Origin of the sequence: Mesorhizobium sp. LNJC405B00 (assembly GCF_000502615.1) — a bacterium.
GTDB lineage: Bacteria > Pseudomonadota > Alphaproteobacteria > Rhizobiales > Rhizobiaceae > Mesorhizobium.
Window position 1 is genome coordinate 69282 of record NZ_AYWC01000009.1, and the last position, 13601, is coordinate 82882.

Below are 13601 nucleotides of genomic sequence, written 5' to 3' on the forward strand. Positions count from 1 at the left end.
TTCCCTCTGGCGGTCGGGTGCCTGACGCTTTGGCATCAGGTGCCGCCCGCTCTAAGGCCGCTGCGTATCCGGTTGATGGCGGTTATCCCCGACAGTGTAGCCATGATCGGAAACACAAATGGCGCGATCCCCGCCACCCACAGGCCGCAAGCGAGGAGAAAGCCGATGACGCCGAGCCCCAGGGCTCGGTCGCTCTTGCCGAACGGCCCGGCATAGTTGCGCCCGCTGCCTGCGGCAACGCCAAGCACGCCGGCGAACTCGACAAGCATGGCGGTAATTGCGAAGGCGACGACACCCCAGGCCGGGAACAAGGTGGCAAAGGCCAGGATCAGCGCCAGGTCCGAGACGACGTCGCAGAGTTCGTTGAGAAACATGCCGAGTTTTGATGCTTGCCCATGTTCCCTGGCCAGCATCCCGTCAATGGCGTTGAGCGCCATGCGCACGAACAGCACCACCGGCATCAACAGGAAAACCAGGGGATGGTAGGCAAAGGCCGCGACCACCAGGCCGGTGGCGATGGAGAGCGCCGCGGCGAGAAGCGTGATCTGGTTGGCGGTGACGCCGGCATCGGCCAGCCGGTCGGCCAGCGGCCGCAGCCTGGCCTGAAAGGCCGGTTTCAGTTGATAAAGCGTTGGCATGTGCGATCCCCCAACCGCGGCTCATGACAGTGTCGGCGAGATTGGTCAATCGGCAGGCAGGGCGCAAGGGCTTGCACCAGCATCCGCACCGTTGCGGGATTCGAAACTCCCGGCATGGATGCAGAGGCGCAGCCGAAGATCTCGGCCAAGCAGGATGTTGCGGGCTACAAACCGCCTCGCAAATGAGAACTTTACAAATATTCGTATTTATATGAAGTAAATCACTGAAAGGTCCATCATGACAAACAGTCGCTTCGCCACCCGCCTGAATTCCTTCGCCTCGCGGCCGCAAGCCGAATGGCCTGATCTTACCGGCAAGCCGTCCATGCTGCAGATGGCAGCCCGCGCGGCCAAGGTCGACGGGCTGACCGACCTTGATCTTAATTTCCCCGACCATGTCAGTGAAAAGCCGGCTGAAATCGCCCGAAAGCTCGGTGATTTCGGGCTTTCCATCAATGGCTTTGCCATGCGTTACTACTCCAATCCGGCCTTCAAGCTCGGCGCCTTCACCAATCCGGACCCGGCGGTGCGCCGCGAAGCCATCGACTTGACCAAGGCCGGTATCGATGCGGTGCGCGCGGCCGGCGCCAGTCTGATGACGCTGTGGCTGGGCCAGGATGGCTTCGACTATGCATTTCAAACTGACTATGCGACGCTCTGGCAGCACGAAATCGAGGGGATTCGTGAAGTTGCCGCGCATGATCCCGGCTGCCAGATCAGCCTGGAGTACAAGCCTAACGAACCGCGCTCCTACTCGCTGATGCCGGATGCGGCGACCACCTTGCTGGCGATCCGCGAGGTCGGCCTACCCACTCTCGGCGTCACGCTCGATTTCGCCCATGTGCTCTATGCCGACGAACAGCCGGCCTTCGCCGCGGCGCTGATCGCTCGCCACAGCAAGCTGCTCGGCGTCCATCTCAACGATGGCTATGCCAAGCGCGACGACGGCCTGATGGTCGGCGCGGTGCACACGCTGCAGACCATCGAACTGCTGCGCCAGATCCGCCGCGACGGCTACGCCGGCGCCATCTACTTCGACACCTTCCCCGACATGACCGGGCTCGATCCGGTGCGCGAATGCGAAGTCAACATCGCCACCGTCAAGCGCCTGCTGCGCGTTGTCGACCGGCTGGAGAAGGATAACCGCCTGTCCGCCGCCATGGACAGCCAGGACGCCGTGACGTCGCAGGCTATCGTCCAGGAAGCCATGCTCGGGTCGTGACGAGGGGACGTGGATGACGTTGAGCAATCTCGATCTGAAAGCCGTGGGGCCGCGCATCCGCATGATGATGCCGCATCTCACCCCGCTTGAGGCCAAGGTGGTGGAAACCGTCTTCGGCCGGCGCGGTTTCGACGAGACCATTCCGCTCAAGCAGATCGCCGAGGAGGCCGGCGTGTCGGAGGCGATGGTGGTCAAGATCGCCAAGAAACTCGGCTTCTCCGGCTACCGCGACTTCCGCACCGCCGTCTATGAATACAGCCGCCTCCCGACCGCCGAGATGCACCAGGAACTGTCGGTCGACGACAGCTCGGCCGAGATCGTGCAGAAAGTGTTCCGCACCTCGATCCAGGCGCTGGAGGAGACGCTCGCGATCCTCGACATGGACGATTTCGACCGTGCCGCCGATCTGCTCTACCGCGCCAGGAACCGCGATTTCTATGGTGTCGGCGGCTCCGCCCAGATCGCCCGCGACGTCTCGCACAAATTCCTGCGCATCGGCATCCGCGCGTCTGTCTATGACGACTCGCACATGATGCTGATGTCGGCCTCGCTGCTCGGCGCCGACGACATCGCCGTCGGCTTTTCGCATTCCGGCAACACGTCGGCCGTCATCGACGCCATCCATCTTGCCCGCAAGAGCGGCGCCCGCACGCTGGCCATCACCAACTACGACAACTCGCCGCTGGCCCGGATTGCCGACATCGTGCTGTGCTCGACCGCGCAAGGCTCGCCGCTGATGGGCGAAAACGCAGCGGCGCGCATCGCGCAACTCAACATCCTCGACGCTTTGTTCGTGGCGGTGGCGCAGCGCGACTACCAGGCGGCGGAGCGCAATCTCGGCCGCACCATGTCGGCGGTCACCTCGAAACGAAAAGACCGGGGCACATGACGGTTCCGCTGGTCACCGTCTTCGGCAGCCTGCACTACGACATCATGGTCGACGCGCCCGACCGTCCGCGCAAGGGCGAGACTGTGACCGGCCATGCCTGGCAGCCGAAATGCGGCGGCAAGGGCGGCAACCAGGCGGTCTCGGCGGCACGCGCCGGCGTGCGTGCGGCGATGATCGGCGCCGTCGGCGACGACGATTTCGGCACGGCGCTGCTGGCCAATCTCGATCGCGCCGGCGTTGATCGCCGCTTCGTGCGCGTGGCGGCAGGCGCAGGCTCCGGCATCAGCGTGGCGATCTTCGACAGCGATGGCGACTATGGTGCGGTGATCGTCTCCGGCAGCAATCTCACCCTGGGCAGTGATGACATCGCGGCTGCGGGCGAGGTGGTGGTACAGACGGCAGTGCTGTTGCTGCAGAACGAAGTGCCCGATGCCGCCAACATCGCTGCCGCGCGCGCGGTGAGGGCATCCGGAGGCCGCGTCGTGCTCAACGCCGCACCGGCGCGAACACTGTCGGCCGAATTGACCGCGCTGATAGACATCGTCATCGTCAACGCCATCGAAGCGGAATTTTTGGCCGGCGTTCCGGTCGTCGATACGCTCGCCGGCGCAACCGAAGCCGCGCGGCGGCTGATCGATACCTACCCCTCGGCGATCGTCACCGCCGGCGGCGAAGGCGTCGCCTATTGCGACCGGATCGGCGCGGCCTTCGCGCTGGCGGCCATTCCGGTAAAAGTCGTCAGCACCCATGGCGCCGGCGACGAATTCGTCGGCGCCTTCGCGGCAGGCCTCGCGCGTGGCCATCCGGTGGAAGCGGCGATTGCCACCGCCAATGCCGCCGCCGCCTCGCTGGTGGCGACTCCGGAGGGAGAGCGCAGCTCGCGTTGAAAACTCAGGCCGCATGTTGCGCCTCCAAAACCCGTGCCCCCGTCGATGAGCGAAACGGCAAACCGGGCGCGGCGAGAACCTGCTTGGCTTTGCCCTGACGGAGGCGCGGGACCAAGCTGCGTGGTCGAAAGTAGGGAGCTTCAGTCCGCGTCGCCGGCCGAACCTTTGCCGCACTGCGTCAGCACCTTGCCGATGGCCGCGCTCGAGCCGGTCAGCGGAAAGCTGTTCTCGCCATATTTGTCGGCCGTAACCGTGACGTCGCCCTTGCCGCGCAACAGGCCGAGCAGTGGATCGTCTTTGCTCAGCTCAGCCGTGAAGTAATTATACATGGCCTCGAGGTCGAGCTTTTTGGTCACGCTCTTGTCACCGCCCTTGAAGGTGAAGGAAGCGCTGATGCCGGGCTCCAGCTGCTGGCCGGCCGCACCCAGATCGTAGCTCAGCACCGGCTTGTCGAAACAGACGAGCATCAGATGCGCATCGGCCTTCGGTCCGCCGCACACCGAAGCCGTCAGCACGCTGCCGCCTTCGTCTTCTTCCATCTTGGCGCTCCAGTTGCAGGACGCGGCAAAAGCCGGCTGCGCGGCTTGCAGCGCGGCCAGAACGGAACTTGCCATGATGAACTTCGCCAATGCACTTTGCATGATCCCCTCCCAAGCTACATCAACGAGATCATACAGGACAAAGGGCCTGGTGACAGCGGCATGCCGTCTTAGCCCCCGGCGCGCCCCATTGAGCAAGCCTTTGAGACCGGCCTCGACGTCCAGGGCGGCTCCGGCGCGAAGCGCTTACCGATCCAGTCGGCGAAGGCGCGTGTCTTGGCGGCTTGTCCCCTGGCCGAGGGCATGACGACATAGACAGCGCCTTCGTCGGCCAGCGTCCAGTCCTCCAGCAACGGCACCAGCCGTCCGTCGGCGAGTTCGCGCCCGACCAGCCAATCGGTGCTCATCATCAGGCCGAGGCCTTGCACCGCGGCTTCGACCAGCACTTCGGCATCGTCGCAAACCATCGGCCCCGAGACTTCGACGTTAACGCGGCGGCCCGAACTGTCGGTCATCTCCCAGGTGGGAAAGGTCTGGAAGCCGGAGAAGCCGAGGCAGGCGTGTTCGGTCAGCGCTTCCGGCGCTTCCGGCGCGCCCCTGCGGGCGAGGTAGGAGGGAGCAGCGCACAGCAACCGCCGCCGTGTCGCGATCTTGCGCGCCACCAGGCGCGAGTCCTCCAGCGCGCCGAGACGGACGGCGACATCGAAGTTCTCTGCAACGAGATCGACGAACCGGTTGGAGAACTCGGCCTCGATGCGGACATCCGGGAACGTCGCTAGAAAGTGCGGCAACAGCGGCCCGATCCACATACGCCCAAAGGTTCCCGGCAGCGCCAGCCGCAGCAAGCCGCGCGGCGTCCCGCTGGCATGCGCGGAAGCAGCAGCCTCAGCTTCGTCCACCGAGGCCAGGATGGCGCGGACACGCACCAGGAACTCCGCTCCGGCCTCCGTCAACGACACGCTTCGGGTGGTCCGGTGCAGCAGCCGCACGCCGAGCCGCTCCTCCAGCGATTGCAGGCGGCGTGACAGAACCGTCGAGTCGCGCCCGACGCGCAACGCTGCCTTGGTGAAGGATCCCGCTTCGGTGATTGCCGCAAAGGCGGCCATTTCGGCAAGGCTGGCGAGGTCGTGTGATTGCTGCATAAAGCACAGGATTCAAATGTAGAAATTCAGGATTATCTGCTTGTAGCGCAGCAGATAGCTTCACTCAATCCCGACGATCGACCCTTTCAACAGGAATGCGTGAGCCATGAAAGCTATCGAACTGACCGCCGCCAAGTTGGACGCCTTTCGCGCCACCACCATTGCCACGCCTGAACCGCAGCGCGGCGAAGTGCTGATCCGCCAGCGCGCCGCGAGCCTGAATTTCGTCGATGTGGCGGTGGCCAGCGGCAATTATCGCGTGCCCGGCTTTCCGCTCATTCCCGTCGCCGACGGCGCCGGCGAGATCGTCGCGCTGGGGGAGGGCGTTACGGATTTCGCCGTCGGCGATCGCGTCGTTGCCCATGCCAAGCCGCGCTGGATCGGCGGTCCGCCGCGGCCTAACGAGATGACGCAGATGCGCGGAATTTCGCTGCCGGGGTCGCTCGCCGAATATGTCGCGCTGCCGGCGAACTCGCTCGTGCCGGTACCGGCTCGTCTCTCTTTCGAGGCGGCGTCGACCCTGCCGATCGCCGCGACCACCGCCTGGAACGCCGTCCGCGCCGCCGATGTCGGGCCGGGCTCGGTCGTCGTGCTGCTCGGCACCGGCGGCGTCTCCATCTTCACCCTTCAGCTGGCGAAAGCCGCCGGCGCAACCGTCATCATCACTTCTTCGTCGGACGAGAAGCTGGAGCGGGCGAAGGCACTCGGCGCCGATCATCTCATCAACTACCGCGCGACGCCCGACTGGGACGGCAAGGTGCTGGAACTGACCGGCGGCCTCGGCGCCGACCTCGTCGTCGAGACCGCCGGCACCGCCACCTTCGCCCGCGCCGTCAACGCCACCGCGCCTGGCGGCACGCTGTTCACCATCGGTTTCGTCACCGGCGCTGAGGCCACGGTCGACCTGCTGCCGATCATCATCAAGGCGCTGAAGGTGGTCGGCAACAACACCGGGTCGGTATCTGACCTTCGCGCCGCCGTCCGCGCCATCGCCGCCGCCCGCATCGACCCGGTCGTCGACAAGGTGTTTAGCCAAGAGCAGGCGGCCGAAGCCTACGCGCACATGGCGGCGGGCGGGCAGCATTTCGGCAAGCTTGCGTTCAAGCTCGACTGGTAGCCGAGGCGCGCGAGCTGCCAATCTCCCCCCTTGAGGGGGAGATGCCCGGCAGGGCAGAGGGGGTCGGTCCGACCGGGCTCGACCTACTGCGGCGGAAGGAGGTTGGCGCTCTACGAGAGGCGACCCCCTCTGTCGCCTTCGGCGACATCTCCCCCTCGAGGGGGGAGATTACGCACGCCGCTTCCTAGATCAACTTCTCCAGCGTGATCGGCAAGTCCCGCACTCTTTTTCCCGTCGCATGGAACACCGCATTGGCGATCGCCGGCGCTACGCCGACGATGGCCAGTTCGCCGACACCCTTGCCGCCGAGCACCGAAGAGTGCAGGTCGGGAACGCCGACCGAGATGACCTCGATATCGGGGATGTCGGCATTGGTCGGCACCAGATAGTCGCCGAGATTGTTGTTGACGATGCGGCCATGCCTGCGGTCGACAATGCCTTCTTCAAGCAGCGCCTGGCCGATGCCCATGATGATGCCGCCCTTCCACTGGCTTTCGGCCAGCTTGGGGTTGTAGAGCCGGCCCGAATCCAGCGCCGATACCACGCGCGACACGCGCACGGTGCCGAAATCCTCGTCGACGCGCACCTCGATGAAATGCGCGCACCAGGAGTGGCGCGAATAGTCGCCCTCGGTGTGCGGCAGCGCCGCCGCGATGGTGGTGTAGTTCTTGTAGCGATCCTCGGCGGTCGAGTTCGCCGGCATGGTGTCGCCGGTGGCCTCGATGCGGTCGCGGCCGACGCTGGCCAGCAGGTCGGCGATCGAGACATCGGGACCATCGCCGCGCGGCGACCTGATGCGGCCATTGGCGACGACCAGCGTGTTGGCCTGCAGCGCGTGGAAGGGCGAGCGCGGATCGCTGATCGCCAGCCCGACAAGCTCATCAAGCGCCGATGTCGCCGCCTTGTAGACCGCCCCCGTCATCACGCCGGCCAGCCGCGACCCGCCGGCCACGCCGGCGCGGGGATACCGGGAATCACCGAGCTTCACCACGACATGGTCGGCCGCCACGCCTACCGTTTCGGCCGCCGTCTGCGCAAGGATCGTGTAGGTGCCCTGGCCCATGTCGATCGAGGAGCTTTCGACCTCGACCGAGCCGTTGGCAAGGATACGCACGATGGCCTCGCCGTAAGCGCGCCGCACCGGATAGGAGCCGGCGGCGACGCCCCAGCCGATCAGCTGGTTGCCATCGCGCATCGAACGCGGTTTGGGCGTGCGCTGGGCCCAGCCGAAGCGTTCGGCGCCAGCGGCGAAAGCCTCGCGCAACTGCCGCGTCGACCAGGCCTTTTTTGCGTGCGGATCCTGCTCGGCGTAATTCCTCAGCCGGATCTCCAGCGGATCGATGCCGACCTCGTAGGCGAGCTCGTCAATGGCGCTTTCGATGCCGAAGGCGCTAGGGTTTTCGCCCGGCGCGCGCATGGCGCCGGGCACCACCGAATTCACCCGCACGACATTCTGCTTCGAGGAGAAGTTGGGCGTCGCATACATGATCGAGGTGACCACGCCCAACGGCTCGACCCACATGCCGTCGATCGACGTTTCATTGACGCCGCGATGCACGATCGACTGGATTTTTCCGTCACGGTCGGCGCCGATCGTCACCGTCTGGCGGGTCGCGGCACGGCCGCCATAGCCGGTAAAAGTCTGTGGCCGAGTCATGACCACCCTCACGGGCCGTCCCAGCATCTTGGCTGCGGCAGCCGCTACCGCGCCGTGGCCGAGCGCCAGCGCCTTGGAGCCGAAGCCGCCACCGATATAGGGCGAGACCAGCCGCACATTCTCGAAAGGCAGGCCGAACCATTCGGCATAGGTGCGGGCCATACCGTCGACCCACTGGCTTGGTTCCCACACGGTGAGCTTGTCGCCCTCCCAGCGGGCGATGAGGCCATGCGGCTCCATCGGCGCCTGATATTCGCGCGGCGTGTTGTAGGCGCCGCAGACGCGCACCGGGGCAGCGGCGAAAGCGGCCTGCGCATCGCCCCATTCCTTGGTCATGGCGGCGATCGGAATGCCGTCGCCCGCCTTGGCGTCGCTGAGGTCGACGATGGCCGGCGTCTCGTCATAGCTGACCTTGACCATCGCCGCGGCCGCAACGGCCTGCTCGAAGGTCTCCGCGATGACCGCGGCGACATGCTGGCCCGAAAAGGTGATATCGCGCGCCAGCGGGCAGTAGGGCTTGTCCGGCGGCGGTGTGCCGAACCAGTCCGATGCAGTCTTCAGCGGCATGATGGTGTCCGGCGTCAGCACCTTGAGCACACCAGGTGCCGCCTCCGCGGCTGACGTGTCGATCGAGCGCACCTTGCCTGACGCGATCGTGCTTTCGACCAGAACGCCGTAGGTTAGCCCGTCGAGCTGCTGCTCGACGGCGTATTTTGCCGCACCGGTAATCTTGGCCGGGCCGTCGACGCGCGACAGCCGCCCGCCAACCTGATCGGCAGTGCCGTCCGAAGCGTCGCCGTGCCGTGTCCTGGGGTCGTGAATGGTCATGCCATGGCTCCCGTCTTGAGGATGGCGCGGGCGACGACGCGCGGCGCCAGTTCGATCTTGTAGTGGTTGGCGCCGTGGCCGATGGCCCCTTCCACGGCGAGCAAGCTGGCTGCCCGCACCCTGTCTTCGCTGAGCACCTTGCCCTTCAACGCCGCTTCCACGGCGTGCGCCCGCCACGGCTTCGTCGCGACGCCGCCCAGCGCGACGCGCAGGTCGCGAATGGTGCGGCCATCGGCTTCGAAGTCGATGCCGACTGCGGCACTTGCAGCCGCGAACTCATACGACTGCCGGTCGCGGATCTTGAGATAGGTCGAACGCCGGGCCGTGCCGGAAGCCGGTATGCTGATGGCGGTGATCATCTCGCCCGGTTGGATGGCATGTTCCCTGTCGGGCGTGGCGCCGGGCAGGAGAAAGAAGTCGTCGACGGCAACCTGGCGTTCGCCAAGATGAACCACGGCGTCGAAGGCGACCAGCGCGGTGGCGAGGTCACCGGGATACATGGCGATGCAGGCGTCGCTGGTGCCGAGCACGGCATGGCCGCGGGTGACGCCCCCGATCGCCGAGCAGCCGCTGCCGGGCGAGCGCTTGTTGCAAGCGGGAAAATTCGCGGGATCGCGGAAATAGGGGCAGCGCGTGCGCTGCATGAGATTGCCGCCGATGGTCGCCATGTTGCGGAGCTGCGCGGAGGCCGCCTGCCACAGCGCTTCCGAGACCGCGGGGAAGCGGCTTTTGATCTCGGCATGGTCGGCAACGTGGCTCATCTTGGCCAGCGCACCGATCATGGCGCCGTTGCCGTCAACCTTGATTGCGTCGAGCCCTTTGAGATGGGTGATGTCGACCAGGCTGTCGGGTTCGGCCACGCCGCATTTGGCGAGATCGACCAGCGTCGTGCCACCGGCAAGCAGCATGGCCCCAGGCAGGGCGGCTGCCTGTCGTGCCGCATCGATGCTATCGGCGCGAACGTAGGAAAAATCCCTCATGACGCGACCTCCAGTGCCGCGTGGCGCACGGCGGCAACGATGTGCGGATAGGCGCCGCAGCGGCACAGATTACCGGCCATGTATTCGCGGATCTCGTCATCCGAGCCGGCATGGCCCTCGCGGATGCAGGCGACCGCCGACATGATCTGTCCCGGCGTGCAGTAGCCGCACTGGAAAGCATCCTGGTCGAGGAAAGCAGCCTGAACCGCGTTGAGCGTGCCGTCATCGCCGGCCAATCCTTCGATGGTGGTGATCTCGCGGCCTTCGACCTGTGCTGCAAGCGTCAGGCAGGACAGCACGCGCTGGCCGTCGACATGCACCGTGCAGGCGCCGCACTGGCCCTGGTCGCAACCCTTCTTGGTGCCGGTCAGGTCGAGGCGATCACGCAATGCATCGAGCAACGTGACGCGCGGCTCGACCTGCAGTTCGTGACTGTGTCCGTTGATGGTGAGACGGATTGGGATAGTGGTGGATTTGGTTTGGTCGGTCATGAGGCGTCTGGCTCCAGTTGCTTGACGCTAGGGGATTGAGATGGCGTCCGAGTGGGAGAGGACAAGGGAAGAGGCGACGGTGCGCCTAATCTCCCCCCTTGTGGGGGAGATGCCCGGCAGGGCAGAGGGGGGCGCGAAGGAATGCGACGTTCCCGATTTACATGCGTCGAAACGAATCTTGGCCGAGGAGGCGCCAGTCAGGCCTCGATAGGCTGGCGGGACAGGGCCCCCCTCTGTCCTGCCGGACATCTCCCCCACGAGGGGGAGTTGACAGCTCTGCCGCCCCGACTCTCCAGCGGGCAGGGGATGCTTCAGTCTTCACAATCTCAACACGTGACATACCGGCTCCCCTGATTATATGATAAGACTGCTCCACTAAAACGGAGGCGCCTCCGTTTATCTAGTTGGGGGCTTACCCCTTTGGGTTCAAGCCCCCATATATCGACAGTGGAGAAAAAATTGACCGAGCAGTCGCAAGCAATTGCCGACGAGAAGCGCGAAGCCGCAGCGCCAAGGCCGCTGCGCGCCGATGCGCAGCGCAACCGCGACCGGCTGGTCGAGGTTGCGGCAGCGGCCTTTGCCGAGCACGGCGTCGATGCCTCGCTGGAGGAGATCGCGCGCCAGGCCGGCGTCGGCATCGGCACGCTCTACCGGCATTTTCCAACCCGCGAGCATCTGGTCGAGGTGGTCTATCGGCGTGAAGTCGAGGCGCTCTGCGCGGCTGCCGATGACCTCGCCAGCCACCATTCGGCCGACATGGCGCTGGAACAGTGGATGCAGCGCTTCGTCGACTACATCGCCACCAAGCGCGGCCTGGCGGCCAGCCTGCGCATCCTGTTCAACACCAATTCCGCCGTGTTTTCCGACATGTCGGGCCGGGTGTCGCTGGCCTTGCGCCAGCTGGTCGAGGCGGCGGGCGCCGAAGGCTCGATCCGCAACGACGTCGACGCCTCCGATGTGCTGCATGCGCTGGGCGGCATCTATTCGGCGCCCGACACCAAGGACTGGCGCGACCGCTCGCGCCGGCTGGTCAAGCTGCTGATGGACGGGTTGAGGTTCGGGGCAGGGAAGAGGTGACCTAGCGGCTCAAGCCGAACCATCGACCGCATAGAACGGAAACGCGCCGGGCAGCCCGCTTGCCGCCATTTCGCCACGCTCCTCGAACCGCAGGCCGGAGCCGACCACGAGATCGCGCACCGTCCTTGATGCGATGATTTCGCCCGGCCGCGCATGGTCAAGCAGACGCGATGACAGTTCGATCGCCGCGCCTGAAAATTGATGGCCCCGCTGCTCGCACTCGCCGATATGCACCGCCGAGCGGACCTCGACACCGGATTGCCGCAAGCGATCGCGGATGGCGATCGCGCACTGGATCGACCGCGTTGGCCGCTGGAACACCGCGAGCACCTTGCCGTCCGATCGGCTGATCTCTCTGCCTTCGGCCGCGAGGAGTTCGCCACGGAGCGCTTCGGCGTGCCGCTCGGCCGGGTCGATGCCGAAAGGCGAGCCCGTCATATCGAGGGACAGCACCGACACAAGCAGCCGTTCGCCTGGGGCCGCCGGCAAGGCGCCGGTGACGAAAGCCTGGATCTCGTCGACGATCCGATCGGAATTCTCGCCCCAGATGACGTGGTCGCGGCCGGCGAACTCAATGTATCGGGCGCCCTCGATGTGCGTCGCCAGGTAACGTCCTTCTTCCCGCTTCACCCAGCCGTCGCCAGTCGTCTGCATGATCAGTGTCGGAACATGGACAGCAGGCAGAATGTCGCGAACATCGATTTCGGCTCCCCAGCGCCACAGGGCGATCGCGTCGGCGGGCGAGGCAGAATTCCTGAGATAGGCGGCGAACCATTCTGTCTCGAACGTGTCGCTCATCAGACTGGGCGCCGCGTTGCTCATATCCGCCGCCGCTCCCCATTCTTTCTCGACGATCGCCAGATCCTCTTCCACCTGCTCGCTTGTCTTCGCCCACGGATAGTCTTGTGACCACCTGCCGCGGGCGTAGGCCCCATTGAGCACGAGTGCCGCTGTGCGCTCGGGATAGGTCGCCGCGAACAGCATGCACATCGGGCCGCCCTCGGAGCTGCCGAAAAGCACCGTGCGCTTCGAGCCAACCGCATCCAGCACTGCCCGCACATCTTCCATCCGCTCTTCCAGGGTCGGCAGACCGACATTGCGGTCCGAGAGCCCGGTGCCGCGTTTGTCCATGCGGATTAGGCGCGAGAAAGTGCCGAGCCGCCGGTGCACATGCGAAAGCCGCGGCGAGCCCCAGGCGTGGTCGAGGTTGGAGACCCATCCCGGCACATGGATCAGGTCGACCGGACCGTCGCCGGTCACCTGATACGCGATGTTGATCCCGGCCGATTTGACATAGTGGGTCGGGGGGGCTGCGAGTTCGTGGCTGAAGCCGGTAGCGTCATCCGCGTCAGTCGTGGGTGGCCGTGCCGGCGCCATTGTGCGGCGTGTGCGCAGCGTCTCGAACAATTGCCGCGTCTCCGGCTCCGGCTGCAGCTTGAGATCGCGTAGAAGCGCGGTGCGGCAGTGCTCATATTGCTTCAGCGCGAGATTGGTCCTGCCTTGCGCCGCATAGGCGCGCATCAGGGCACGGTGGACATCCTCCCTCAACGGGTCCATGGCCAGCAGGCGCGCCGCCGCGCGCACGCATGCGGCAGGATCGTTCGTCGCTGCATAATGCGCGACGAGCCTGTCGAGCGCCGCGACGGCCAGTGCCCGCAGCCGCTCGCGTTCGATCCTCAGCCAGTCCTCGAATGGCTCCTCCTTCAGGCCGAAGCCGTCGAGCAGGTCGCCGCGGTAGACATTGAGCGCCAGTTCGAGGTCTTCGGGTGCCGGGCTGGCGACCAGCGCCTCGAACCGCGCGACGTCGAAATCAAGGCCGTCGAGATGCAGAGCGACGCTGTTGCCATCGGTGAGGAAGCGGCCGCCGCCGCACGTCTGTATGGCCTTCCTGACAGACGATACCGCTTGCCGCAGGCTCATTCGCGCCTGCGCCTCGCTGTTGATGCCCCAGAGCAGGGTCGCCAGCTTCTCGCGCGACTGCGAATGCCCCGACTGCAGCGCGAGATAGGCGACCATCGCACGCGCCTTGCGGCTGATGGCTGGAACCGTGGCCCCGACGCCGGCAAAGTCGAAACCACCCAGCAGGTGAAGATAAGGTCCGGTCATCGGATCCGCCACGGTCACAGCGCGACGA

General features: G+C 65.6%; 12 protein-coding genes. 5 read left to right on the top strand and 7 right to left on the bottom strand.

What is annotated here, in order from left to right; all coding sequences use genetic code 11:
• Positions 1-35 precede the first annotated feature (35 nt).
• Positions 36-638: a CDP-alcohol phosphatidyltransferase family protein gene (locus X756_RS148335; RefSeq protein WP_023730360.1), complete on the bottom strand. Its 603-nt coding sequence runs from the start codon at positions 636-638 to the stop codon at positions 36-38.
• A 238-nt stretch (positions 639-876) separates the two neighbouring features.
• Here X756_RS148335 and X756_RS148330 point away from each other — a divergent pair, with 238 nt between their 5' ends.
• The 3 genes from X756_RS148330 to X756_RS148320 are packed head-to-tail and all read left to right on the top strand — an operon-like array spanning position 877 to position 3636.
• On the top strand, positions 877-1860 hold the full coding sequence (locus X756_RS148330; RefSeq protein WP_023695492.1) for a sugar phosphate isomerase/epimerase family protein: 984 nt from the start codon (positions 877-879) through the stop codon (positions 1858-1860).
• A 13-nt stretch (positions 1861-1873) separates the two neighbouring features.
• Positions 1874-2749 carry a MurR/RpiR family transcriptional regulator gene (locus X756_RS148325; protein WP_023730361.1) on the top strand — a complete coding sequence of 292 codons (876 nt, stop codon included), beginning with the start codon at positions 1874-1876 and terminating at the stop codon, positions 2747-2749.
• The gene (locus X756_RS148320; RefSeq protein ID WP_023730362.1) at positions 2746-3636 is read left to right on the top strand and encodes a ribokinase; all 891 of its coding nucleotides are present in this window, start codon (positions 2746-2748) and stop codon (positions 3634-3636) included. The genes X756_RS148325 and X756_RS148320 overlap by 4 nt, the downstream gene beginning before the upstream one ends.
• A gap of 140 nt (positions 3637-3776) precedes the next feature.
• Here X756_RS148320 and X756_RS148315 read toward each other — a convergent pair whose 3' ends face one another.
• Entirely contained in the window at positions 3777-4277 is a 501-nt protein-coding gene (locus X756_RS148315) for a hypothetical protein (protein ID WP_245259886.1), read from the bottom strand.
• 68 nt (positions 4278-4345) lie between these two features.
• On the bottom strand, positions 4346-5317 hold the full coding sequence (locus X756_RS148310) for a LysR family transcriptional regulator (RefSeq protein WP_023730364.1): 972 nt from the start codon (positions 5315-5317) through the stop codon (positions 4346-4348).
• A gap of 106 nt (positions 5318-5423) precedes the next feature.
• Here X756_RS148310 and X756_RS148305 point away from each other — a divergent pair, with 106 nt between their 5' ends.
• Positions 5424-6434: an NAD(P)-dependent alcohol dehydrogenase gene (locus X756_RS148305; RefSeq protein ID WP_023688978.1), complete on the top strand. Its 1011-nt coding sequence runs from the start codon at positions 5424-5426 to the stop codon at positions 6432-6434.
• Between the two features lie 184 nt (positions 6435-6618).
• Here the strand turns inward: X756_RS148305 and X756_RS148300 are convergent, their stop codons facing one another.
• Genes X756_RS148300 through X756_RS148290 form a run of 3 tightly spaced genes read right to left on the bottom strand, consistent with a single transcriptional unit; the run spans position 6619 to position 10390 of the window.
• Complete coding sequence (locus tag X756_RS148300; RefSeq protein ID WP_023730365.1) at positions 6619-8919, bottom strand: xanthine dehydrogenase family protein molybdopterin-binding subunit; 2301 nt, start codon at positions 8917-8919, stop codon at positions 6619-6621.
• Positions 8916-9899 carry a xanthine dehydrogenase family protein subunit M gene (locus X756_RS148295; protein WP_023730366.1) on the bottom strand — a complete coding sequence of 328 codons (984 nt, stop codon included), beginning with the start codon at positions 9897-9899 and terminating at the stop codon, positions 8916-8918. The genes X756_RS148300 and X756_RS148295 overlap by 4 nt, the downstream gene beginning before the upstream one ends.
• Complete coding sequence (locus tag X756_RS148290) at positions 9896-10390, bottom strand: (2Fe-2S)-binding protein (RefSeq protein WP_023730367.1); 495 nt, start codon at positions 10388-10390, stop codon at positions 9896-9898. Before X756_RS148290 ends, X756_RS148295 begins: the two co-directional genes overlap by 4 nt.
• A 459-nt stretch (positions 10391-10849) precedes the next feature.
• Here X756_RS148290 and X756_RS148285 point away from each other — a divergent pair, with 459 nt between their 5' ends.
• Positions 10850-11467, top strand: a complete 618-nt coding sequence (locus X756_RS148285; RefSeq protein WP_032999529.1) for a TetR/AcrR family transcriptional regulator — start codon at positions 10850-10852, stop codon at positions 11465-11467.
• Positions 11468-11476: 9 nt separating this feature from the next.
• On the opposite strand, the gene X756_RS1000000167670 is transcribed toward X756_RS148285, so the two are convergent.
• Positions 11477-13573 (bottom strand): alpha/beta fold hydrolase, encoded by a 2097-nt coding sequence (locus X756_RS1000000167670; RefSeq protein ID WP_032999532.1) that lies wholly within the window; start codon positions 13571-13573, stop codon positions 11477-11479.
• Between the last annotated feature and the right edge of the window lie 28 nt (positions 13574-13601).